This is a genomic window from Dokdonia sp. Hel_I_53 (assembly GCF_007827465.1).
GTDB lineage: Bacteria > Bacteroidota > Bacteroidia > Flavobacteriales > Flavobacteriaceae > Dokdonia.
The window spans coordinates 371760-392796 of record NZ_VISL01000001.1 but is presented as its reverse complement, the minus strand read 5'-3'; the positions used below and the strand labels follow the sequence as shown (position 1 = coordinate 392796).

General features: G+C 38.4%; 31 protein-coding genes. 25 read left to right on the top strand and 6 right to left on the bottom strand.

The features are described 5' to 3' along the window. Nucleotides 1-7 precede the first annotated feature (7 nt). Together OD90_RS01760 and OD90_RS01755 are read right to left on the bottom strand one after the other, a co-directional pair. A complete protein-coding gene (locus OD90_RS01760; RefSeq protein WP_144665705.1) occupies nt 8-988 on the bottom strand; it encodes a nucleotidyl transferase AbiEii/AbiGii toxin family protein in 981 nt (326 codons plus the stop codon). Then, entirely contained in the window at nt 988-1713 is a 726-nt protein-coding gene (locus OD90_RS01755) for a DUF6088 family protein (RefSeq protein ID WP_144665703.1), read from the bottom strand. The genes OD90_RS01760 and OD90_RS01755 overlap by 1 nt, the downstream gene beginning before the upstream one ends. Nucleotides 1714-1968: 255 nt before the next feature. Here OD90_RS01755 and OD90_RS13100 point away from each other — a divergent pair, with 255 nt between their 5' ends. From OD90_RS13100 to OD90_RS01645, 24 genes are all read left to right on the top strand, one after another. Further along, the gene (locus tag OD90_RS13100) at nt 1969-2142 is read left to right on the top strand and encodes a hypothetical protein (protein WP_186434694.1); all 174 of its coding nucleotides are present in this window, start codon (nt 1969-1971) and stop codon (nt 2140-2142) included. A 79-nt stretch (nt 2143-2221) separates the two neighbouring features. Then, complete coding sequence (locus tag OD90_RS01750) at nt 2222-3133, top strand: hypothetical protein (RefSeq protein ID WP_144665701.1); 912 nt, start codon at nt 2222-2224, stop codon at nt 3131-3133. A gap of 101 nt (nt 3134-3234) precedes the next feature. Further along, nucleotides 3235-3900 (top strand): hypothetical protein, encoded by a 666-nt coding sequence (locus OD90_RS01745; protein ID WP_144665699.1) that lies wholly within the window; start codon nt 3235-3237, stop codon nt 3898-3900. Then, nucleotides 3890-4513: a hypothetical protein gene (locus OD90_RS01740; RefSeq protein WP_144665697.1), complete on the top strand. Its 624-nt coding sequence runs from the start codon at nt 3890-3892 to the stop codon at nt 4511-4513. Before OD90_RS01745 ends, OD90_RS01740 begins: the two co-directional genes overlap by 11 nt. Continuing rightward, the gene (locus tag OD90_RS01735) at nt 4510-5085 is read left to right on the top strand and encodes a hypothetical protein (RefSeq protein ID WP_144665695.1); all 576 of its coding nucleotides are present in this window, start codon (nt 4510-4512) and stop codon (nt 5083-5085) included. Before OD90_RS01740 ends, OD90_RS01735 begins: the two co-directional genes overlap by 4 nt. Then, the gene (locus tag OD90_RS01730) at nt 5054-5281 is read left to right on the top strand and encodes a hypothetical protein (protein ID WP_144665693.1); all 228 of its coding nucleotides are present in this window, start codon (nt 5054-5056) and stop codon (nt 5279-5281) included. Before OD90_RS01735 ends, OD90_RS01730 begins: the two co-directional genes overlap by 32 nt. 3 nt (nt 5282-5284) lie before the next feature. Then, a complete protein-coding gene (locus OD90_RS01725; RefSeq protein ID WP_144665691.1) occupies nt 5285-5725 on the top strand; it encodes a hypothetical protein in 441 nt (146 codons plus the stop codon). Continuing rightward, nucleotides 5722-6480, top strand: a complete 759-nt coding sequence (locus tag OD90_RS01720; RefSeq protein WP_144665689.1) for a hypothetical protein — start codon at nt 5722-5724, stop codon at nt 6478-6480. Before OD90_RS01725 ends, OD90_RS01720 begins: the two co-directional genes overlap by 4 nt. Continuing rightward, nucleotides 6473-7951 (top strand): YncE family protein, encoded by a 1479-nt coding sequence (locus tag OD90_RS01715; protein ID WP_144665687.1) that lies wholly within the window; start codon nt 6473-6475, stop codon nt 7949-7951. The genes OD90_RS01720 and OD90_RS01715 overlap by 8 nt, the downstream gene beginning before the upstream one ends. Then, on the top strand, nt 7948-8400 hold the full coding sequence (locus tag OD90_RS01710) for a TIGR02594 family protein (protein WP_144665685.1): 453 nt from the start codon (nt 7948-7950) through the stop codon (nt 8398-8400). Before OD90_RS01715 ends, OD90_RS01710 begins: the two co-directional genes overlap by 4 nt. Then, a complete protein-coding gene (locus OD90_RS01705; RefSeq protein WP_144665683.1) occupies nt 8397-8891 on the top strand; it encodes an N-acetylmuramoyl-L-alanine amidase in 495 nt (164 codons plus the stop codon). The genes OD90_RS01710 and OD90_RS01705 overlap by 4 nt, the downstream gene beginning before the upstream one ends. A 1-nt stretch (nt 8892) precedes the next feature. Then, nucleotides 8893-9078 (top strand): hypothetical protein, encoded by a 186-nt coding sequence (locus OD90_RS01700; RefSeq protein WP_144665681.1) that lies wholly within the window; start codon nt 8893-8895, stop codon nt 9076-9078. Further along, nucleotides 9079-9525 carry a hypothetical protein gene (locus OD90_RS01695; RefSeq protein ID WP_144665679.1) on the top strand — a complete coding sequence of 149 codons (447 nt, stop codon included), beginning with the start codon at nt 9079-9081 and terminating at the stop codon, nt 9523-9525. Then, the gene (locus OD90_RS01690; RefSeq protein ID WP_144665677.1) at nt 9522-10016 is read left to right on the top strand and encodes a hypothetical protein; all 495 of its coding nucleotides are present in this window, start codon (nt 9522-9524) and stop codon (nt 10014-10016) included. The genes OD90_RS01695 and OD90_RS01690 overlap by 4 nt, the downstream gene beginning before the upstream one ends. A gap of 10 nt (nt 10017-10026) precedes the next feature. Continuing rightward, nucleotides 10027-10554 (top strand): hypothetical protein, encoded by a 528-nt coding sequence (locus tag OD90_RS01685; RefSeq protein ID WP_144665675.1) that lies wholly within the window; start codon nt 10027-10029, stop codon nt 10552-10554. Nucleotides 10555-10556: 2 nt separating this feature from the next. Then, entirely contained in the window at nt 10557-11054 is a 498-nt protein-coding gene (locus OD90_RS01680) for a peptidoglycan-binding domain-containing protein (RefSeq protein WP_144665673.1), read from the top strand. Further along, complete coding sequence (locus tag OD90_RS01675; RefSeq protein WP_144665671.1) at nt 11051-11533, top strand: peptidoglycan-binding domain-containing protein; 483 nt, start codon at nt 11051-11053, stop codon at nt 11531-11533. Before OD90_RS01680 ends, OD90_RS01675 begins: the two co-directional genes overlap by 4 nt. Before the next feature lie 2 nt (nt 11534-11535). Next, on the top strand, nt 11536-11778 hold the full coding sequence (locus OD90_RS01670; RefSeq protein WP_144665669.1) for a hypothetical protein: 243 nt from the start codon (nt 11536-11538) through the stop codon (nt 11776-11778). Beyond that, nucleotides 11775-12107, top strand: a complete 333-nt coding sequence (locus tag OD90_RS01665; protein ID WP_144665667.1) for a hypothetical protein — start codon at nt 11775-11777, stop codon at nt 12105-12107. The genes OD90_RS01670 and OD90_RS01665 overlap by 4 nt, the downstream gene beginning before the upstream one ends. Continuing rightward, entirely contained in the window at nt 12100-12450 is a 351-nt protein-coding gene (locus OD90_RS01660; protein ID WP_144665665.1) for a hypothetical protein, read from the top strand. The genes OD90_RS01665 and OD90_RS01660 overlap by 8 nt, the downstream gene beginning before the upstream one ends. Nucleotides 12451-12777: 327 nt before the next feature. Next, nucleotides 12778-13254 carry a hypothetical protein gene (locus tag OD90_RS01655; protein WP_144665662.1) on the top strand — a complete coding sequence of 159 codons (477 nt, stop codon included), beginning with the start codon at nt 12778-12780 and terminating at the stop codon, nt 13252-13254. Nucleotides 13255-13292: 38 nt separating this feature from the next. Then, nucleotides 13293-13616, top strand: coding sequence for a hypothetical protein (locus OD90_RS01650; RefSeq protein WP_144665660.1), 324 nt, complete (start codon nt 13293-13295; stop codon nt 13614-13616). Continuing rightward, nucleotides 13613-13762: a hypothetical protein gene (locus tag OD90_RS13095; RefSeq protein WP_186434693.1), complete on the top strand. Its 150-nt coding sequence runs from the start codon at nt 13613-13615 to the stop codon at nt 13760-13762. The genes OD90_RS01650 and OD90_RS13095 overlap by 4 nt, the downstream gene beginning before the upstream one ends. Then, the gene (locus tag OD90_RS01645; RefSeq protein ID WP_144665658.1) at nt 13762-14289 is read left to right on the top strand and encodes a D-Ala-D-Ala carboxypeptidase family metallohydrolase; all 528 of its coding nucleotides are present in this window, start codon (nt 13762-13764) and stop codon (nt 14287-14289) included. The genes OD90_RS13095 and OD90_RS01645 overlap by 1 nt, the downstream gene beginning before the upstream one ends. Before the next feature lie 44 nt (nt 14290-14333). Here OD90_RS01645 and OD90_RS01640 read toward each other — a convergent pair whose 3' ends face one another. The 4 genes from OD90_RS01640 to OD90_RS01625 are packed head-to-tail and all read right to left on the bottom strand — an operon-like array spanning nt 14334 to nt 20387. Next, entirely contained in the window at nt 14334-15269 is a 936-nt protein-coding gene (locus OD90_RS01640) for a hypothetical protein (RefSeq protein ID WP_144665656.1), read from the bottom strand. After that, nucleotides 15266-18436, bottom strand: a complete 3171-nt coding sequence (locus OD90_RS01635; protein ID WP_144665654.1) for a hypothetical protein — start codon at nt 18434-18436, stop codon at nt 15266-15268. The genes OD90_RS01640 and OD90_RS01635 overlap by 4 nt, the downstream gene beginning before the upstream one ends. After that, nucleotides 18436-19116, bottom strand: a complete 681-nt coding sequence (locus OD90_RS01630) for a condensin complex protein MksE (RefSeq protein ID WP_144665652.1) — start codon at nt 19114-19116, stop codon at nt 18436-18438. Before OD90_RS01630 ends, OD90_RS01635 begins: the two co-directional genes overlap by 1 nt. Then, on the bottom strand, nt 19089-20387 hold the full coding sequence (locus tag OD90_RS01625; RefSeq protein WP_144665650.1) for a hypothetical protein: 1299 nt from the start codon (nt 20385-20387) through the stop codon (nt 19089-19091). Before OD90_RS01625 ends, OD90_RS01630 begins: the two co-directional genes overlap by 28 nt. A gap of 229 nt (nt 20388-20616) precedes the next feature. Between OD90_RS01625 and OD90_RS01620 the strand changes: the two genes are divergently transcribed. Further along, the gene (locus tag OD90_RS01620; RefSeq protein WP_144665648.1) at nt 20617-21036 is read left to right on the top strand and encodes an HYC_CC_PP family protein; all 420 of its coding nucleotides are present in this window, start codon (nt 20617-20619) and stop codon (nt 21034-21036) included. The last annotated feature ends 1 nt before the right edge of the window (nt 21037 follow it).

Below are 21037 nucleotides of genomic sequence, written 5' to 3'. Positions count from 1 at the left end.
TTGTTACTTATGACATCTCCCATTTAATTTCTCCCAAACGATTCTTAATAGCTTTAAGAGATTTCAAGACTTCTTCGTCATTAGGTAAATCCCCAGTAAGCAACTCTTTGAAAGAGCTGTTGTAGGTTAATTTTATTTTGCTCCAAACGCCTTCAATATCTTCAAATATGAGTGCTTTGTTTGGGTGTTGTGAGAGCCATTCCTTGTCATTGGGAATCGCTTTGTCATCATCTTTACCTACCTGATTGAGCATTGCAGAAAAGTCTTCACTTGCTAGAAAATCTTGTATTCGCTCTAACTTTAGTAATTGGTGCAAATCATAGGTGTGCCTTACTTTATCTGCCAAGTCTTTCAAAGGGGTTTCGGTATATGAAAATCGCACGAGGCTTATCACTTTCTCACAAAAGGTACGCTCAATATCTAGCGCAACAACTTTAAAAGGTTCGAGCTCGTATTTGGTTATCAGATCCACATTTCCTGTACTGGCAATTAAACCGGTAATCATCGAGTGTATTTCAACCGCACTGCTGGGATGCGGGCTTCCATAGCTGGACACTTCTACCACTATCTCATCACGCACGTGGCCAAAGGCTCCATCCATTCCGCTTTTATCGTAGCTATATACCAGTTTTCTGATCTTACCCTTTTTGTTCTCGATTAAGTGACCAGGTACATAAGTCAAGGGTTCAGCCACAGCTTCTGTGACAAGCTTAAGTTTCTTCTTGATGGCGTTACTTCCTTCTTCTTCGTCAGTGATGATGACGAGATCTATATCTTCCGAAAAGCGCTCGATAATCTTATGACATTTTGATAAAGACGTTCCACCTTTAAACACAGTAATATCCTTTGATGCAGGATTTGTAAATATTTGCTTGAGCGCAAAAGTGACCCAGTAATCTTTTTCAATAAATATTTCGGCAATGCCGAAATGATCTGCGGCAGCACGTATCGCATTTCTGAAGGGTTCTTGATATTCGTGTAATCTCATTAAGCGATGTTCCAGTTGTTAATAGTTGGTAGTATATCCTTGGAAATCCCAAAGGTGTAGGTACTTAAGGCATTGATGTTCTCACGCAATGCGTTGCTCTGTTTTTCTAATCCCATAAACTCGTAGATGGCACCTATTAAGGCAGCAACTTTAGGTGGGTACGCTTTCGCGAAAGCGGTAAAACGTTCCAGATCTTTTGCCGAAAATTGAGCTATTCTGTTTTTAAGAAACGAAAGAATCTGGGAGCTGTCGCCATCAGGAATATTTTTAAAGTCTTTTGCAACATCGAGCACCTGTAGTAATGGAATATTCTTTTTAGAAACGGTAACATAGCTCTTTGCAGGCCGCACCATTGTGTTTCCTACCTTACCACGTACTTGCTTTGAAGAACTCGCAACTCTTACCACGTTAGGAACCTGAGTGGTCAGCCTGAATTGATTGTACAATCGCACTCCAGTAATGTAGGCCACCTGTTTGTTATCTTCAAAAAGATAGATATTGAGCAGTTCTGTATCACTAGGTCTTAATTCGCCAAAGTCTGTTTGTTTAGGCTTATAATAAACACCTTTTCTATATCTCTTTATAGTACCAGCAGTAACTAGTCTACTTAAAGACTTAGAAGCAGCTGTAAACTCACCTTGAGGTATAGCCAGATCATCGTATGTAAATGCATCTCCTGCATCTATACGAGCTATCTTATCTTTTATGTATGCTGTTATATTCATAGTTTAAGCATTACAAAGATAGTTTAATTCTTTATAATGTCAAGTTTTTACATCTATTTACTTGACATATATAGCAATATCTATTCCTTTATCAGTTTCTTTATTTATAGCTCGTTCTATAGCTCCAGCATCTCTATCTCCGTCCCAAAGTCCCAAACCCTACCACGGTAAACCTTCTTCTTCCCTTCATCTTTGTGCTCACAAGGTTTAGAGACCTGCCCATTATTACAAACAGTTTTACAAAAACAACCCAAAATGGCACAGAAAAATGACATCGCCTGGCAACCTATAATGTATTGCGTAGGAGCAGGAATCGCCGGCATCGCAATAGGAACCTTACTGGTAGCACCTATGGTTCAAAAGATGAAGGCAAAAAAGCTCGCAGAAAAAAACAAGAAGACTGCGGCTGTCCCTACCAAAAAGGCATAGCATTTAGAGATGCGCCATAAGGGACAACATATTCTTGAGATGAAAAACTCCATTGTTTCAATGGACAAATCCCAGACTAATGAAAGATTATAACGACGAGTTAATGCGCTACGAAGAAGACGCAGAAAACCAATACGACGATTACGACCACGAAGAAGACTACGATGACTATGACGATGAGGACGACTTCGATACAGGCTTTGAAGGCCTAGAAGATGGTTATGATGATGAGTTTGAAGACGAGTACGACGACTATGACGATTATGCAGATGAAGTTGAGTACGAAGATGATTATGACGATTACACCGCAGCCACAGTAGGCAAGATTGATCCTAACGACCGTACCCTAACGGTAGTGATCACAAACAAATCTGGCGCAGCGGCAGAGGCAAATGTTTTTGGCGGTAACCGTGAGGCAGCACAGCCTAATGGTGTGACCGTAGAGATAGAAGAATCCAGTCACAAGGAAGTACGTGAAGAGAGTAAGGCAAACCCTTTTAAAATATCGGGAATGAAGTACTCTGTGAGCAATCCGCTACAGTTTGATAATGTACTGCGCGTGGAGCGTAGAACAGCTTCAGGTTCAAAAACGACCAGAGTGTATCAACCGCGTAATGCGACTTCGCCACAAAACTTTACCCAAACGCTCATTGACGATGACAACTTCGAGATGGACGTGACGGGACAGGATTCCCTACAGATTATGGTAGAGGATGGCGTTACAGCCGTATTCACATTTACCATTAAAGCAAGAGCAAATCTGGGCAACTTGCTTAAAGGTCAGAACGTTGCAGAACTCTCTCGTGCACCACGTACGACTGGACTTCCACAACTGGACCTGATACGCAGTCGTAGAAAACCCAGACCATTAGGGCGTCCCAGACGTAGAGTGAGACGTTCTCGCAGGAGACCTGTAAGCCGTCGTCGATATGTCAGAAAACCGGTGGCAAGACGGTCTAAGTCACGCCTTGTAAGACGTAAGAGACGATAGTTGGAGCTCCGACTTGAGTCTTGACTCTTTCCCTAATTGAGACAGCCAGAGTCACGGTTTCCCCAAACCTAGCTCTGGCTGTTCTTTTTTAACGACACCCTATGAAACGCAACAATAACCCCAAAAATCTCGCACAGAACAGGATAGACTATATCGTCTTTCATAACACAGATGCCGCAAATGACATCTTGTTTGATTACGGTTTTGAAAAAATTGATAACCAGCAACATCTGTCCCAGGCGGTCAAAGAACTTGTAAAGAACAAAGGGAGAAAGGTCATCAAGGATCTTTTAGAAATTCATCCAGACAAGGCAGCGATACTTCAGGTAAATACTGTTGAAAATTCCAAATGTGCTGCCTGTGGTGAAAACGCTGTAGTTCATACTGAGCGTAGCCGAAGTACGAAAGCGGAAAACTATTGTAAATCCTGCGGTCATTCCAACTATGCAGGTTCTGGAGATGAAGACAGTTTTCTGGATCAGTTCAATTCCTATGATGATAAAGCCCTAGAGAAGTATTATCAGGACATCGTAAAGCGATCCAATGAAGATCTGGAAGACAAAAACCTAGCACAGGAAGTTCAAATGGTCTGGAACGAACTGCGCAAACGCAAGGAAAGCAAACCAGAATCCAAACCAGAAGTAGCTGCCGAGAAACCCAAAGGCATCCATATCACAAAAGATGAGATGTTGCTTTTTGGCGTCGTATTTATCGCAGGTGTTCTGGTAGGTGCGAGCATAAAATTTGACTTAAAAAATGGCAAATAAAACCAAACAATTGAAATACAATCAGGCGATAGATGATATCTCATACCTGATCCTGCACTATCCCTTAGAACTGCAACAGCTCTTGCGTGTCTATGGGATCACTTTCCGTGACAGGCCATCACACAAGGCACTCATTAATGAGACTGTAGAACTGATGAAGGATGATAATTCCGCTTTCGCGAAAGCGCTTGCAGAACTCATATCCAGACTTGCAGGTCGCGAGGACGAGTTTTGGGGAGCCGTGGCCAAAGGTGCCGTGGGAATCCTGGGCGGTCTCTTCAAAAAGAAAAAACGCCGTAGTTCTGGTGGCAATACTAATGCAGCAGCCGCAGCGGCAGCTCAGGCAGCTGCGGCCAAAAGAGATATGGAGCGCCGTATGCAACAGATGCGTGAAGAACAACGCCGCCGTGATGAAGAGCGACGACAGGCAGAAGAACGCCGTCGAGAAGAACAAAAACGCAAGGAAGCCGAAGCAAAAAAGAAAACCAATATGATGCTGATGATAGGCGGCGGTGTGGTGGTTCTGGGCATAGGTGCAGCGATATTAATGAAGTCCAAACAGCCACCGATGCCGTATGGCGGTCAACGTGCGCAAATGCCACAACAGCTATGACAAACACATTCGGATTAACAGATTATGACGTGTACGACGATGGAGATTACGACAACTTTAGACGTGGTCGCAGGAAAATACATAGACAGCGCAGAAAGGCAAGAAGAATCGCAAGACGTGCCCCAAATAGACGTATCAAAATCGCACCTAGACGGAAAATCTTGCGACGACCACCTATTGTAAAAGGAAGACCAAGACCTATTAGGAAAAAGAAAGTAGTTCGTAAAAAGCTGCCATCTAAAGTCCCAGTAAGCATCTTAATTCCCAAAGGAACACCTATAAAAACCAAGCTACCTAGCAAACCTATATTCAAGCCCACCTTGATAAAAAAGGGCAAGCCTATCAGTAAAGATCAAAAGGTTACAAAAGCGCAAATAGCAAGCCTTCAAGTTCCTGCAACAGTGGAGAAAGCAGCAGCAGAAAAGGCAATGAAGTCGGACGGTAAAACAGCGAAGGTGGTTAAGATCATTGCTATCGTCGGAGTTACTGGCGCTGTAGGTTTTGGCATCTATAAATACATTCAAATCAAAAAGAAAAGCAATGGACATACTGGCGCAAATAAAGGAAAGTGAAGTATCTGACGATGGAAGTTTCCAGGAAGGATTTCTGTATGGGTCTGTCAAGAATATAGGAGAAAAAACGGCTCAAGTAAATGGCGTTTCCCTTCTTCCAGGCGAAGCCAAAAGCTATCCATTTGTAGGTAAAGGTTACCACAAAATAAACTACGAACCCAACGGAAGCACCTTGCGTGTTCTGGAAGTACTATAACGTATGATTACAGGAGAAACAGAATACATTCTAGACGATAATTATGACGATTTCTTTGGCAACAAAAAGAAACGTCGTGCGCGTCGTGCCAAACGAAAAGCGCGAAGAGCGGCAAGACGCAGCGCACCGAAGCGCATTGCACGACGCGCTAAAAGCAAAGCCTTCTTTTCTAAACTGGGTAACGCCGTTCAGGATATGGGCGGAGCAACGGCTATAGGTGCTGCTATCGATACGATTACAAAACCAACATCTCCCACAGGATTTGGCGGTGCTAATGAACCTGCATCAGATTTTGATTTTTCAATCGGTACGGCAGATGTTCCTGAAGAAGAAAAGAAAGGTATTCCCACCATAGTTTTTGTTCTAGGTGGCGTGGTCGTAGTTGGCGTTGTGGGATTAGTGGTTATTAAGAATAGAAAGAACAAGCAACTGTATAGCCAATGATTATCCCGATTCCATCAAATAAAGAGCGTTTCAAAATACGACTGGGTATCAAGTCCAAAATGCCAGTGCAGTTGGGCATACGCGTGTACGATCCGCGATATCCTAATACGTATTATTTCAGGAGAAAAGCGCAGTTCTATGAAGGCGATGAGAAACGAGAATTTGTGATCTCGCTTCCCGTAACGCCAGAAGTACTGGAAATGGAGCTGTTTGACAAAGTTTCTGGAGAAGACTATCAGTTTGATATGAGCTACTTCAAGGTAGAAAAAATGAAACCTGCCGAAGTCTGGGCAACTACCGAGCAACATCGCTTTATGGATTTTGCCATAGACTTTGCCCAAAAAGCGGGACACACGCCTACAGGCTTTTACGATTCCAAAAACCACGAGTTTCTATTTCAATACTTACCTACGATAACAGATGCTTTTGGAAAGGAATTAATCACACCGGCGCGCACACATCGCAAGATGCCACGTGTACAGATCTCACAGCGCTTATTCATTGGCTATACCATTCCTATCCGCGTGGCAATTCTTGCCCACGAAGGATGCCATTGGTTCCTTAATACTAGAAGTCAAAAAACAGCAGATCTCTGTGGCATTAAGAAATATCTGGACTACGGTTTCCCGACGATTGAAGCCATTTATGCCGTGACCAAGGTTTTTGGCAATAATCCACATCACGTGGGCGCATCACAGGTACAGCGCACCAAGGACGTGGTTGCCTTCATAGAAAATTATAGAGCAAATGCATAAACTATTTCTTATCACAATGGCAGTATTTACAATGGGCGCAACGATAAAATTAACGTCCAAAAACACAGAAACTTTCGCCTGTGAAAGTTGCGAAGATCCTGCGGTTATTAAAAGGACAATCCATTCTAACGAAGATGCTTATATGAAAGATAATTCTGCAAAATACACAACCGATTTAAAAAAATGGGGTACACGATCTGGCGTGATGCACGTTGCTTTTCCAGAAACAAGAAAGAGAAATTGCGACCCTTCAAGAGATGCTGTTTTCTATGCGACCGATGAAGGTGTTATGGAAATTTCTGATTGTGGTTCTGGTAGAAGTCCGCTTTCGCGAAAGCGTAATCTCATAAAAGACCAAAAACAAAAGGAAGGTTTTAAACAGTATCAAAAATACCTGCACGATGAGTTTGATGTAATGCAGGTAACTGTCAAAAATCACACGCCAGACACCAGAAATGTTTGTCTTTGGGGTGGTAATAGCGATAAGCCTATCACAGACCCTTTATTTATTGAGAACGCCGAAAAAATAGATGTTTTGGTAGGTACGCATCCACAGCAAGTAGTGCTTAACCCTGCAAATGATTTATTGTATGTGGCCAATCAGCTTTCGGATTCTGTTTCGGTAGTTGCTCGTGATGGGACTGTAATTGCTACAATTCCATTGACGGAGAATGCGATGCCTGGAACGGTTTCGCCAGTAGCGCTGGCCATAAATACAAATTCTGGCTATTTCTACGGAATGGTGTATGTCATAGGTTCAGTAAATAATATGATGTATCACATCGGTTTAAATCACAAAGTGGTAGATGCTAATAGGACTGGAAAACGACCTACGGAAATACGCTTTGATAACGAGACAAATGAACTTATAATCAAAAACATAGTTTCTAAAAGTACGACGCGCATCAATGCCGAAACGCAGGCCCAAACGGAAACACCTTGGGATATACAAGACCAGTTTCGATTGGTGGATAGTGAATCAACATCTAAAATTGCTAAAGTCACTACACAACTCAATCTTTTGAGCATTTTTAATTCTTCCAAAAGTCCAACGGTAACCATCAATGATGAATATCACGAAGAGCGCGAAGATTTTAAGTTTAGTCCAGGAATGTTGAAGCACCTTAAAATCGTCGCCTCTGGAGAACGTTGTGTAAATGCCTTGCAACTGCTACAAAAGAGCATTGCAGGAAAAGAGATCTGCAAAACACTTTCGCTTGGTAATTACCAAAGTCCGCAGAGTTTTCAGAATGTATCAGAAGTTTTTGGTGTCGATGGTGTGATGCTCGATGGCCAGAACAGTTGGTGCTTTAAGATTGGTGGTTTGCAGACCATCACATTCATTTTGTATTACAAAAAGCTGGAAATGTACAATCTACTTCCAGAAAAGGCGTCGCTTGCCTATGGCGTGCAAATGAGTAAAGGCGTTCCCAAACGAGTTCCTAAGAATCCCTTCAAATCCATTTTATGAAGTCAATCATCAACACGGCTTTGAGCCAATATGGAGTTACGGAATTGGTAGGTCAACAGCATAATCCTGTAATACTAGATTATTTTGAAAAGATAGGTCATACTTGGGTCACTACCGATGAAACCGCTTGGTGCTCTGCTTTCACAAACTGGGTTGCCCTAGAATGTGGAAAGGAAATGAGCAATCAACTCACAGCACGCTCTTGGCTGAGAGTGGGAACAGAAACAAAGCAACCAGCTATTGGCGACATAGTAGTCTTCTGGCGTAGCAAGAAAAACAGCTGGAAAGGTCACGTGGCATTCTTCATCGGCTATTCTGAAGACAAGAAATACATCTACTGTCTGGGTGGCAACCAGAACAATCAAGTAAATATCAAGGCATATCCAGTTTACCGATTACTCGGCTTTAGAAAACTCAATAATTCCATCACTCAAAATTCAACAAAATGAAAGACGTAGATTTTTTAGTCATACACAGTACCGATACCAGCGAAGCCTTAGATCTTGATGCAAGAACGATCATCGAAAAACACACCAACGACAAACGCAATGGTGGTTTTGGTTGGAACCGTCCTGGATTTGATTATCTCGTATTGCAGGATGGCACTTTGGAAACCATTATCCCTGAAAACAGCCCGACCGAAGTAGATCTTTGGGGCATCTCACAAGGCAGATATGGTATTACTGGCAATGTGAAAAACCTTGCTTATGTAGGTGGCAGAACACTCAAAGAAGCGTGGTGGAAAGACACACGTACCGAAGAACAAACCGCCACACTAGAAGCCGTGATACGATTTTATACTATTAGGTTTCCAGAAATCATCATTGTGGGTTTTAATGAGATCGCCACAAAACAGGATAGTGATAAACCTGGTTTTAGTGTCAAGAAATGGCTGGAAGAACTGGAGATTCCCAAGTGTAATATTTATCAAGGATTTTGATATGAGAACCATCATCACATTGGGCATAGGATTCTGGATGGGACGACAGCTATACATCAATCACGATAAGCGAGTTGCGAGAGCCAGAGAAGCAAAACTAAAGCAACGCCTAATAGCTTTTCTTAAAGAGAAAGATCCCAATCAAACCCAAATTGAAAAACAAGCCAATCAACTTTTAGGCAATTAAATGGCACAGCAAGTAACTATAAAGAACACATCCTTTCTCATTCCAGAAGCCGACGACCCTTGCGACTTCTGGACGAGCTATTATGCCAAATTAAAAAAAGAAGTGGGACAGGATAACGCAAAAATGCTGTGGCTGGTCACTTGGAAAACCAATGGGTCTGCGATATGCACCACAAGTCCATCATTTAACAAATGGTTACTCAAGAACGAGCTGGATGTTAGCAATATGGCAACCAGAACTATTGCAGATATTTCGGAAATAGGCGGTAATATTTTTGGTTTGGGCAAGAGCCTTACGAAGATCTTAGCTATCGGAGTTCCGGTAATTCTCACGATCACACTCATTCTTATTGTGGTGGTTTTACGCAACTCTGCAAAAGATGCAGACATTACAGACCTGGCGATGCTCACGCCAGCAGGACGTGCTACTAAATTATTAGGCAAATGAACAGACAGCTCATCTATAAAGTAAGTGGCGGTGCTGTGGGAATTCTCATTGTTGGAAGCTCATTTCTATCTATACGCCAGCGTAAACGCGATAAAAAAACAAGCGAACTATTGACGCATATAAAGAAACAACTGGCAACCACGGCAAATAATCTCGATGCGGAAAATGCCTTTGACATTTACTATCTCACAAAAGTTTTGCAGAATGTAAATGGTCAAGTGATCGCAATGAGTGAGAGCAGCGCAACCAGTTTTGCAAAGCAGATCCATAAGTCTTGGGGCGCGTGGTATGAAGGTGGAGATGATGAAGATGCGGTGTATGCCGTGTTTAGAAAATTAAAGGATAAAGTCCAGGTCTCGCAAGTGGCTAAGGCGTATCAAAGCACTTACAACAAGAACTTGATCGATACCATTAAGAATCGACTTTCGGAGGATGAAATCAAGATCATTCTGAGCATCATAGGACAAATACCCAACTATAGAACAGCTTAAAAAAGAGAGAATGAAAATAACAAAAACAGGATGGTGGATGATAGGTGGCGCTACAATGGCGGCAGTTACAGTAGGTGTGTTTGTTACGCTTTCGCGAAAGCGTAAAAAGGAAAAACAACAAGCCCAACAGGTCATCGGCAAAGATATAGGATCTGGAATCCAAGTGTCCACAGGAAATCAAGGCACGATTAAACGAGAACCCAACTGGGACAAGCCTTTTGATATGAATTATCTGACCAATGTGCAGCAATGGATCGCACCACGAAAGATTAAAATACTCGATGATGCTACAGCCAGAAATTTGGCAAAAAAGCTCAAGAATGCCAAAGGCACTTTTAACGATGATGAAGATGCAGTCAAGGACGTTTTTGCGAAACGCTTACGAGATAAAACCCAAGTAGCAAGTCTCTCAAAATCGTACTGGCAACTGTACAAGCAGGATTTGTGGAAACACTTGTCCAGCTTTTTAAGTGCATCGGAGATGAAACAATACGTGCATAATCCTGTGCGCCAATTACCTAATTATCAAACCCAATAACTATGAAGAAAATCGTAACCAAACCTAAGAAAACCTTTTTTGAACAAAACAAAGATCTCATTGTTGTGGGTAGTGTGATCGTTGTACTCGCAGGTGGCGCAGTTGCCTATATGTACTACAAGAAAAAGAAGGATCAAAAAGAAGTCGACCTGGCTCAAAACCAGGAGAACACACCACAGATAATTCCTATAAACACGACCATTCCTGTTTCAAGTAGTTCAGGATCATCGTCCAGCTCTTCATCTACACCACGCATTAAATACGTGAAGACTGGCTATCCGCTAAAATATAGAACACGTCATCAAGATGTAAAAATTTTACAGGCCTATCTAAAGATTTACAAAGAGAATCTAGGTAAGTCTGGTTCAAAGCGTGATGGAGTTGATGGCGTTTTTGGACCGCTCACGTTAAAGGCTGCCAAAAAGCGATTGGGCAAAGCTGAATTTACAGAAAAGGACATCGCAGGAATGCGGAAAGCGCTAAAAATGGTAGGGAAATGAAACGAGAAAACATCGTAAAAGTAGTTTGTATTACTGGCGGTTTACTCGGTGTCGGGATCATTGCCCATCAATTGCTGAAAAGCAAAAGAGAAGATACTGAAGAGCAAAAGCAAGCTGTAGCGGCGGTCTTGAAAAAGGAGATTTTAAGACCAAAACAGAAAGACTTTAAACCTTCAATGCAAGTGGTCAAGTCAAAACCACCTGCACCTGAAGAAAAGTCCAGCGCACCAAAACCCAAAACAGTACCTAAAAAACCTGTCGCTGATGAATTCCCTTTGCAACTGGGAAGCAAGGGAAAAAATGTGGAACGTTTGCAAGTGTATTTGCTAAGAAATTACGGTTGGGCTGGAATCGTGACTGGCGTTTTTGACGAAAAAGTACAAGAGCGTGTAGAGAAATATCTAAAAGTTGAGACGGTAACAGAATCACTATTCAATGCCTTAGAAATGAACGAATCCATTAAAAACCAATCCAACTAATTATGGGTAAAAGCATTAAAGATATCGTGTCAAGCCTTGTAGATGATGACGGCATTAAAACCGAAGTCACGCTCACAATGACTAACCAGACGCTTACAAAGATCATCATCGCTCTATTGGCATCTGGAGCAACGATTGTTCTGGTTGCACATTTGACCAAAAATATGTTCCCAAATCATCAAATATCCCTGCTTACCGCAGACATCAAAATCATAAAAGAAACCCTTAAAAATCAATTGAAATGACAGACATCCTAAAACACTTAGTTCACTACTTATCTAGCCTAGATTGGGCATATATTTTTACGTTCATCATTATTGCCTTCGGTCTTAATCAAAAACCAGTCACAGATTGGTTAGCAGATTTTACTGGCATAAAGATCAAGACACGCTATCGCGTGCTTATCGTAGGAATTCTTTACGGTATCATCGTCTATTTTATAAGAGATACGATGCTGCACAAGATAGAAATGCTGTTGCAGTCATTTGTGTTTGCGCTCGTCTTCCACAAGCTGATTTTAGAAAGTGTGTTGAACAGACTTTTTAAACCTGAAAACGAAGATAAACGTGAATAAGTGGAAAGTCATTTTCGCCATTTTCTTTTTTGCGGTGGTCGTCCTTGTGCTTACGCAGATCATCATTCCACAAGAGAATGGATATGAGCTAAGAACGCCTAGCGACTGGAAAGAACAAAATCAAAATCTGCTTATAAAAAATCAATCGCTAGACCTGGAGATTGAAGATCTGGAAAAGCAGGTGGATAGCCTTACGGCTTTGGTAAGTAAGAATACCGTCACAATCGGCCATCTAAAAACGAGTCTCAATGAAAAAATTACTACTATTTCTAGTTATAGCGATGCAGAGCTATTGCTGTATTTCTCAAGATTTAAAACCGATAGTACAGCTTATAAAAAATGAGAAATACTTCTGTTTTAACTTGGAACAGTCTCGTGAGATTGCATTGCGATTAGAGCGTGGCAGGTATCAGGATTCCATCGTGAGACGATTGGATTTTTCGATTAGGCTCAAGGACAGTTTACTCGTAAAGAAAGACTCTGTGGTCTCGAGATTGAGATTGCAAAATTTCAATCTGACAGCAGTTTCCGAGAATAGCAATGAGCAAATTCTGTATTTAGAAAACCAACTAAAATTTAAAAATCAAAAACTGAAACAAGGCAAGTTGCACAAGATCCTTTTGGGTGGTGGCTTGTTGATCCTTTCAGGAATATTAATAGCCAACTAATTATGGGATATCAAAGTGATAGTGTTTCAAAAGAGACAAAATCGATAGAAAATACACAAGAGATTTTAGAAGTAAAGCCAGAGCATTTAGGGCCAAGTTTGCTACACTCGCCAGTACGCAATCGGTACTCGGTTATTAATGCAAATCTAGTTGTCGGGAAGGATATTCGCCTACGTGCTAGAGATGCCAAACAACTTGAGATAGCAGGCTGGCAGGTAAGTTTACCAGCACCCTTAGTAACAGATCAATCTGATTACTACGGACTCTGCCAGACCGAAAAGGGAAACACCTTTAACTACGCGATAGATGCAGATGGTAGATTGTTTCTCTACGGGACTTTTGTAGATAGTGAAGATCACGTGATACTCAATGTGAACCCTTATTTAGCGGAGCTTCCATTACGCTATGTGGATTTTGGAATTCGTGGTGGAGAGTTGATTTTACCACCAGACGAGCCAAGACCAAGGGATGAATTTTAATTAGAGTACGCTTTCGCGAAAGCGTAAAAAACCAAATTATGAATGTTTATGAAATTGTTGCGATTGTATTAGGTGCTACGGGCTTCTGGAAGCTCATAGAGTTATTGATGCACTATAATATCCAGCGCAAACTGAAAAATGCTGAGATACGGCACATTAATGCTCAGGCTAACGACAGCATTGTGACCAACTGGGTGCAATGGTCTGAAAAAATGGAAAAACGCATCAGCCAGCTCGAGAATAAGAATACCGCAATGTCACGCACGATTACTAAACAGCGTGATCGTATCACGGAGCTAGAAAAATACATCGAACAGCTGGAAGCCGAAATTCAGATTTACAATAAAAAGAAGATTTTATGAATGTAGATAAAGGAAGTAATACACTCAATTACATTTTTGCCGCATTTACCTTGCTAAGTGCTATTAAAATAGGTTCTGATCTTTATTTGAGATATAAAGAAAGTCAGCAGACAAAGAAGCCCTGCAACTGTAAAGACAAGGCTTAATGGCAATTAAAGACAACCGCCATATTTATATAGGATTAGGCACAATGGCGCTACTTATGGGTGGCGCTTTTTTGGCTTATAAATTTAGCAAGTCGCGTTCAAAATCTAGACTATATAAGCCAAACGGAATCGCTGTGGATTTCTCAGTCTTTGACAGTCCAGATTTACCTGGTTCTGGAAATTGTATGGATAGACGTCTTATAGCGATGCTGCACAATCTCTCGGTAAAGACCGGTTATCCTATCTTCAGTTGGATAAACTCTGGAGCACGTAGTGACGCTCACAATCGTAAAGTAGGTGGCGTGCGCAACTCTTCTCATAAAATGCCTACTTGTAAAGCTGTAGATATAAGAGCTTCTTCTAGAACAATTCGCAACAATCTGGTTATGGCCGCGCGTGATGTGGGTTTTAAACGCATAGGTGTAGGCAATACATTTGTTCATCTTGATGTAGATGAAGGTAAATCACAATATGTGGCTTGGGGTTATCCTAGTGGAACTGCTGCGGCGGTTAATCCTTTTGTGTAATAGCCAGAAGAGCTTATTGATGACTTTGGTAAAGTGACATCATTCTAATCTTGAATCAAAGTAACCATTTCTTTAAGATGATTGTCCTCTTCAGTTATCCAGTGATTTTTCTTTATTAAATTAACTAGAATATCTTTGTGCCTATTATCTAAATTCTTCACACTAAGATTGGAGTATTTAGAAGGGTTATCCCTGTCCATCCAAAGACTTTTGTGTTCTGATTTCAGGATGCTTTTAGAACTAGCTGTTGGATAAAGAAGCTTAATTTGTGGAATAAGTTTACAAACCATATTGAAAATAAGTAGACCATCATAATCCCAATCGCCGGAATAGTAGATAGGCAAGTTCCTGTCATAGGAATATTTTAGTTTTTCAATGTTTTTCCCTCCAGCATACCAAAGTTCATAACCGTATTTTCTAGGTAATGAAGGTCTCTTTAAAAAGTCTAAATTTTCACAGAGAATAATTAACTTAGGATCTTCACATTCTAAACGATACATATATTGCTGATCTCTATCATCAGCAAGCTCATCAATTTGAAGCATCTGTTTAACGGCATCAATTAAAGCTTTCTTACCAATTAAATATTTTTCATTTTTGAAAAACATAGAAGACACATTCCTGACGGTTTCCTCATTTTGCATTATTTGATTTCTAATTGGCAAAAGTTCGCCGCTGTCCATACGACGTTTCATATCCATTAGCTCTATGATATCTGCTTCTTCAAATCTGGTTTGAGGTTTTAAAAGTTGATTGTTTTCTAAAAATGCGTAGTACTGATTAAACTTCTCTAGATACTCTTCTTCATACATCTCAAAAAAATCTTCATCATCAGAATAATAAACCTTATAGCCTTCTTTGATTTCTTGGGTATCATTCAGCAAGTGTTGAAATAATGAATCTTTGATTAAAGTTTCCTTAATCTTGGTTTCTTTATATCTGTAAAGTTCATTTAATGATTTTAATGTTACCCAATTCATTGGTCATTTACATTATTTAAGTAATCTGACAGATCTTGTCTGGCTTCATTAGTTTTAAAATAGCTACTTGGCGGTGCATAATTGATATTAACATCTTCGTAACCTTCAATTAAGTGATGTAAATACCAGCCTTCGTCTTCGTTAGAGCCATAAGGTTCTGGTGTCATTGTCAACATTTGATATCCAAACTCTTTTGCAATATTTGGAAAGGTGTTAAAGTTACCCTTATCCATATTAGAGACTTCTTCAAGTATTAAAAATTTGACACCTTTTCTATCTTCTTTTTGCACAATTGAAAGTCTGCCAATACCTAATAATACAATCGCTGTATAGCTTTGTCCTGTACTTCCTGTCTGGTCAATGCCGTCTTTGTCTAATAATCTGGTACTTAAATCGAAATAAGTTTTTGGGTCTAATAGGTCTGAAAATTTTATCTTCTCATTGTAGGAGGTTGTTTCTGCAAATATCTTTTCAACAAAACTCTCTACTGAGTCTGAAAATTGTAATTCTCCTTCCGAGTAAGCGGCTTGAGTGGACGACTGTAGATTCTTCATCCAATCTATTTTGAATGTTTCATTTGGCGTAAAATCTATTTTGAAATGGTACTTGTCACTAATTAGTCGCTCGTTAAAAAAATCATTCAAATCTTCGACTGTCTTTTCAAAGTCTTGATACTTTGTTTTTGTCAATTTGAATATACGAAGCATCGCCTGCGTAATGGCCTGCATTACTTTAGTTCTGTTTTGATTAGATTTTTTAAGTGCTGGGGCAAGATTTTCAGTGTGTTTTATTTTTGGTCCTAATAACACTAATTCTAAAACCGCAAATGAATAATTCTGATCATCCATTTGGTTTTTTACTTCTAAATCATCTTTGGTCGTATCGAATCGGGATGATGCTTTACCATAAGCGTTTATGTAATTGTCCTTATTTGTGTTATATAATTTTTGAAGATTTTCTACATTCACTTGATTGATATTAGTAGGCACAAAATCCTGAATATGCAACTGACTAAAACGTGTTTTAAAGATAATAAGCGCACCCTCATACTTTTTCTTTAGCTCATCGCGTTCTTTCTCCTGTGAGTCAAGCAACGCTTTAAGTGTGACTAAATTTTCTTCCTTTTGGGTTATGGTTGATTTTGAAGTCTCAAGTTTGTTTTGCAAATCTGTATGGACAGACTTTTTAGCAGCTACTTTTTGAATATAAGATGTTAACTGATCGTCTATTTTTTCATATGTAATTTCAATTGGAATTTTCTTTTCAAGTGCTTCTAATTCTCGCAACGATAGCTCCAAGTCTTTCTGGTCTTGAGTAATTTTAGTAGAAAGACTTTCGGCAATACTCATTGCTATTTTTGACCTTTCGTATAAGGAAAAGTCTTTAAAATCTTTATTAAGATTTTTCAGCTCATCAACCGCTGACAAATCGTAAGGATCTCCTTTCTCAAATTTTAAAATTTCGCCAAGTTCATTATTGATAGACTTTACTTGCTCGTTAATTGCATTCTGCTTTTTTTTCTTAGCATCATTCATTTTAGCAGTATCAGCAAATATCTGTTTATCATTAGAGTAAGGTACAAAGGTTCGTAAAGCACCTATTGCAAACCAATAACCGGAATTCACCTTATCTTCTTCAATATTTTCAGATTTTAAGAGAGAACTATCTTTAGTGTATTGACTTCCTTTAGTAGGATTATCTGGTTTTCCGCAATCCACATTTTTAAGCAATCCGAACAGTACAGTTTCCTGTTCTTTAGTAAGATTGTTACCGTCTTTTAAAATCTGTGCGATTAAGGAACCATCTTCTCCAGCAGATAGAATACGATTGAGTGCTTCTAAGTCAGCAAGCTCTGAGCTCTTGACTGCTTTGTAGTCTGCAATAATTTTTAGCTGTGATGATGTCTTCTCATTTATTTTATCAATCGTACCGTATCTTTTTAAATCAGAATTAAGTTTATTTACCCTATCAATGATTGACTGGTGATTGTATTCATCAATATTTATCTTAACTAAATTTGCTTGATCTATTTCAGGTAGCTTCATTTTTTGAAGCTGATCAAGACTTGCTAATTTTTCTGCTCTTGCATTAAAGAGATTTTTATAGTTTGTAAAGGATTCTTGAGCTTTAAAATAGGTGTCATAATCTGACTTTGTAATTTCAATTTGTTTAGAAATTTTTGGTAGATCTGATTTTAGGTTACTAATGATATCTGTCTCTTTTTCAATTTTATTAGAAGTTCCTATGCATTTATTTGCAACAGTTTCGTATTGCGAATAATTACTATGGTATTCAGCTGTTAGATAATTTTGTTGCGCATCGTTTTTTAATTGCTCTAACTCTTTAAGATTACCTAATACTTCTTGTTTTAACTCAATAGTATGTATTTCTTCGTCCAGCTCATTGTATTCATTTATAAGTTTTTCAAGCTTCTCCTTGTTTGATTTGTATTTGGTCTCAAGCTTATCCAAACTATTCTCAAAAAGAAAATCCTTTAAAATTTTATCGCTCTCCGTATCTAATGAGTTTGCTTTTGAAAAGGATTGTATCACTTTCGCGAAAGCGTCCATATTTTCATCAATCGCAAGATTTATAGGCAAAAGCTCATTAGTATATAAAAACTCATAGTATTCTTTTTTATCTTCTAAATCTGTGAAGGATTTTAGAAAGCCTTTTTTATTCTTTTTAAGATGCCTTGCAAGCTGGTTAATGGGCAAAAATTGACCATCTTTTAAAAAATCTTTACTATATGCTAACTGATCTGCGTGAAGTGCTAAAGTTTCAAGGTCTTTTCTGTCATTATCATTATAGGCTTGATTTAATATCCAGAATGACTTTAACGGCCTGCTACGCTTATTACCTATATTAGTGCCAATAGTTATAAATTCATTTTTCTTAAATTCTATATGTATAAAAACATAAGCATCATCAGTATTATAAGGTATAGTATGTATATGTCTGTCTTTATTTTTGAAGCTCTCGGTGCCAAAACTTATTTTGCTCTTTTGACCAATAAATATGAGTTGAAATAAGTCTGCTATAAGCGATTTACCGATACCATTGTTGCCGGTAAAATCAGTCCTTACTTGATGTAATAAGTAGTCTTGATTATAGTGCTTTCTCACACCAACTGTGGATAGCGAAAAAATTCTTGGATATTCTATCATTATAATTGGCTAAGGTATTTTTCACTAAACTCTGTGAAGTTTGTAATTTCTTTTTCATACAATTTTTGAAATCTAATAATTGGTTCTCGTAATACAAAGTGTATATCTTCGCCATCTTCTACAGCTAAATTTGTAATCCATCCCAACTTATTAAATTCTCGTAGTACACTCTTAAATGGCTTAATAACCTTTAATGACCAGTCGCCTTCCAAGTAATCGTCTTGTACTTTGTTAAAAAATAATTTTTTGTACAAAATATTATTGTCACTTTCTTTAATCTCCTTTTTTATATCTGCAAAGCGTACTTCTTTTTTACTTTCAAAATATCGCTCATAATACATATTAAGTAGTATAATACCTATCAAGGTTTGTTTTTGCGTTAGCTTTTTGTGTCGGGATGGGTTAGCAAGTGCTCCTTTGGATGCATCAGGATAATCTACGTAATAGTATTTTGAGTCTTCTCTACTTTCCATTATTAGTTCTAAACCATATACCTTTTCATAATAATATGAAAGCTCGTTGAAATAGTCCTTAAGTAGTTTATAGAGATAAAATCTATCGTTTTGAATATGTCTACCAGATAGTAGTTCAATATTTAAATCTGCAAAATATTCTTGAACATCTGCGTTTTTAAAAAACGAAAAATTTTGACTTACTTCTTTATTATTTTCATTTTCCATAATGCAATATTTTGAGACAGAGATGACTTGGGGATTTCTCTGTCTATTTTAATTTCGTAACCGTTATTATGTCTAGCAAACTCTACAAGTTCAAATCCTACTTTAAGTGCTATTAAGGCATCATTTTCTTTTAATGCTATTTCGTAAAAATGATTGCTAAAATCAATTTCCCCATCGTTGCTTAACTGATTTTTAAAGTGATTTACCCATTTGGCGGTATTCTCTTGACGAGTTAGTTCGGTATCTAATTTTGAGATTTGTGACTTTAGGTGTGCTTCATTAACTTTAGGTTCAATAACATAGCTCTTCTGAATACCAAACTCTTCATAATAAACCAAACCGACGTGTTTAAAACGTTCAGAAACAATAGATTTCAAAGGGAATTTTTCAGACAATGTAATACCATCTTTTTTTGAGAAGGATGCTTGTTCTAATGTGAATTTTAAAAAACGCTTTACATTTATTCTAACTGCCGATTTATTTTTAAAATTATCTTGTACCGTTATTAATTGAGTGCTTGCGTAAGCTGACCTATCTAATAATTGTCCTAATTTATATTCTACTTCAACAAAAAACTCATCTACCTTCTTTTTAATTTGAACGGCTCTATCGTATTCTTCTCTTAATTTTTTATGAGTTTCTTTCTGTTCAGGCGTTTTAGTGTCAGGAAGGCTGTTTTTTCTTTTTAAAAAATAGTCAACGACCTGTTCTATTTCTTCGTCAAGGCTATTACTTATTAGTAAAGTGTCTTTAATCTCGTCGCTTTTTGCAGTAATTTTTTCAAATAATATGGAAACATTCTCAGCTGTTTTTAATGCCGAATCTTGGTCTTGATTGATATAAATATTGAGTTCGTCAATAGCTTTATTAACGTAATCTTTTAAGGACTCTAAATGATCTATAATTACAGTACCGCTATTACCTTCAAAATTAAACTCATACCATCTATTAAAATCATCTATACTTTTAATATCTGAAGCTGTAAAGTCTGCAAGTTTTTTGAAAGTGTCACGTAGTGGAAACTTTGCATACGGGCTATATAGTTTATTATCTATTAGCTTAACGAACTTAAGTGCAAAGTCGGTAAGCGCATATTTAAAGCGTTCTTCTCTTGGATGTTCTAAATAGTACTTCAACAAACCATCTACAATAGGATCAGTATGAGGTATGCTACTGCTTTCCATTAAAGCCACATCCTTAATACACCTTTCAATATCTTTATAGGTAAAGTGCTTGTTAATCTGTTTATTTATGATTTTTTTATGGAGCATATAAACGGTTATACCATCAGTCTTTTTAGGGATAAGACTTGAATATGATGCGTTTATGTCTGTTAAATTGAAGTCTATAGCGTGCTAATATTTAATTGTTTAAGCTCACTAAAATAAAAGAATTTGATTGTGATTTACTCTTATTTATCGAAAATGTGATTTTTCACCATTACACAACATTTCGTTAAAACAAACATTTATGTTAAAATATTTGCTAATTTTGCAATAAATGAAACAAATTATCCACAAATCAATGGCAATTGTAATGGCTGTTGTGGTTCTACTGACCACAATGTCATTTAGTGTGGATATGCACTATTGTGGGGATACGTTAGTAGATTTTTCATTCATCCAAGATGTTCAGACTTGTGGAATGGAAAAAGCTGAACCTGCTAAGAGTTGCTCTAACTCAATGATTTCTAAAAAATCTTGTTGCTCAAATGAACAATTAATTATTGAAGGTCAAGACGATTTAAAACAGGATTTTTCACAACTTACGTTTGAGCAACAAATATTCGTTGCCTCTTTTGCTTACTCATATATCAGTCTCTTTGAAGGAACTGAATCACAAGAGATCTCTTTCTCAGATCACTCGCCCCCATTCGTAAGGCGGGACTTGCAGGTATTGCACCAGACATTCTTAATTTGAT

What these genes read in the sequence shown, in the direction of transcription:
- OD90_RS01630 (WP_144665652.1), bottom strand. Translation starts at nt 19,116, where the DNA reads ATGGAAAATGAAAATAATAAAGAAGTAAGTCAAAATTTTTCGTTTTTT.
- OD90_RS01690 (WP_144665677.1), top strand. Translation starts at nt 9,522, where the DNA reads ATGAACAGACAGCTCATCTATAAAGTAAGTGGCGGTGCTGTGGGAATT.
- OD90_RS01655 (WP_144665662.1), top strand. Translation starts at nt 12,778, where the DNA reads ATGGGATATCAAAGTGATAGTGTTTCAAAAGAGACAAAATCGATAGAA.
- OD90_RS01710 (WP_144665685.1), top strand. Translation starts at nt 7,948, where the DNA reads ATGAAGTCAATCATCAACACGGCTTTGAGCCAATATGGAGTTACGGAA.
- OD90_RS13100 (WP_186434694.1), top strand. Translation starts at nt 1,969, where the DNA reads ATGGCACAGAAAAATGACATCGCCTGGCAACCTATAATGTATTGCGTA.
- OD90_RS01720 (WP_144665689.1), top strand. Translation starts at nt 5,722, where the DNA reads ATGATTATCCCGATTCCATCAAATAAAGAGCGTTTCAAAATACGACTG.
- OD90_RS01695 (WP_144665679.1), top strand. Translation starts at nt 9,079, where the DNA reads ATGGCACAGCAAGTAACTATAAAGAACACATCCTTTCTCATTCCAGAA.
- OD90_RS01675 (WP_144665671.1), top strand. Translation starts at nt 11,051, where the DNA reads ATGAAACGAGAAAACATCGTAAAAGTAGTTTGTATTACTGGCGGTTTA.
- OD90_RS01740 (WP_144665697.1), top strand. Translation starts at nt 3,890, where the DNA reads ATGGCAAATAAAACCAAACAATTGAAATACAATCAGGCGATAGATGAT.
- OD90_RS01650 (WP_144665660.1), top strand. Translation starts at nt 13,293, where the DNA reads ATGAATGTTTATGAAATTGTTGCGATTGTATTAGGTGCTACGGGCTTC.
- OD90_RS01680 (WP_144665673.1), top strand. Translation starts at nt 10,557, where the DNA reads ATGAAGAAAATCGTAACCAAACCTAAGAAAACCTTTTTTGAACAAAAC.
- OD90_RS01750 (WP_144665701.1), top strand. Translation starts at nt 2,222, where the DNA reads ATGAAAGATTATAACGACGAGTTAATGCGCTACGAAGAAGACGCAGAA.
- OD90_RS01645 (WP_144665658.1), top strand. Translation starts at nt 13,762, where the DNA reads ATGGCAATTAAAGACAACCGCCATATTTATATAGGATTAGGCACAATG.
- OD90_RS01640 (WP_144665656.1), bottom strand. Translation starts at nt 15,269, where the DNA reads ATGAATTGGGTAACATTAAAATCATTAAATGAACTTTACAGATATAAA.
- OD90_RS13095 (WP_186434693.1), top strand. Translation starts at nt 13,613, where the DNA reads ATGAATGTAGATAAAGGAAGTAATACACTCAATTACATTTTTGCCGCA.
- OD90_RS01665 (WP_144665667.1), top strand. Translation starts at nt 11,775, where the DNA reads ATGACAGACATCCTAAAACACTTAGTTCACTACTTATCTAGCCTAGAT.
- OD90_RS01735 (WP_144665695.1), top strand. Translation starts at nt 4,510, where the DNA reads ATGACAAACACATTCGGATTAACAGATTATGACGTGTACGACGATGGA.
- OD90_RS01685 (WP_144665675.1), top strand. Translation starts at nt 10,027, where the DNA reads ATGAAAATAACAAAAACAGGATGGTGGATGATAGGTGGCGCTACAATG.
- OD90_RS01705 (WP_144665683.1), top strand. Translation starts at nt 8,397, where the DNA reads ATGAAAGACGTAGATTTTTTAGTCATACACAGTACCGATACCAGCGAA.
- OD90_RS01620 (WP_144665648.1), top strand. Translation starts at nt 20,617, where the DNA reads ATGAAACAAATTATCCACAAATCAATGGCAATTGTAATGGCTGTTGTG.
- OD90_RS01745 (WP_144665699.1), top strand. Translation starts at nt 3,235, where the DNA reads ATGAAACGCAACAATAACCCCAAAAATCTCGCACAGAACAGGATAGAC.
- OD90_RS01715 (WP_144665687.1), top strand. Translation starts at nt 6,473, where the DNA reads ATGCATAAACTATTTCTTATCACAATGGCAGTATTTACAATGGGCGCA.
- OD90_RS01725 (WP_144665691.1), top strand. Translation starts at nt 5,285, where the DNA reads ATGATTACAGGAGAAACAGAATACATTCTAGACGATAATTATGACGAT.
- OD90_RS01700 (WP_144665681.1), top strand. Translation starts at nt 8,893, where the DNA reads ATGAGAACCATCATCACATTGGGCATAGGATTCTGGATGGGACGACAG.
- OD90_RS01760 (WP_144665705.1), bottom strand. Translation starts at nt 988, where the DNA reads ATGAGATTACACGAATATCAAGAACCCTTCAGAAATGCGATACGTGCT.
- OD90_RS01730 (WP_144665693.1), top strand. Translation starts at nt 5,054, where the DNA reads ATGGACATACTGGCGCAAATAAAGGAAAGTGAAGTATCTGACGATGGA.
- OD90_RS01625 (WP_144665650.1), bottom strand. Translation starts at nt 20,387, where the DNA reads ATGCTCCATAAAAAAATCATAAATAAACAGATTAACAAGCACTTTACC.
- OD90_RS01670 (WP_144665669.1), top strand. Translation starts at nt 11,536, where the DNA reads ATGGGTAAAAGCATTAAAGATATCGTGTCAAGCCTTGTAGATGATGAC.
- OD90_RS01755 (WP_144665703.1), bottom strand. Translation starts at nt 1,713, where the DNA reads ATGAATATAACAGCATACATAAAAGATAAGATAGCTCGTATAGATGCA.
- OD90_RS01635 (WP_144665654.1), bottom strand. Translation starts at nt 18,436, where the DNA reads ATGATAGAATATCCAAGAATTTTTTCGCTATCCACAGTTGGTGTGAGA.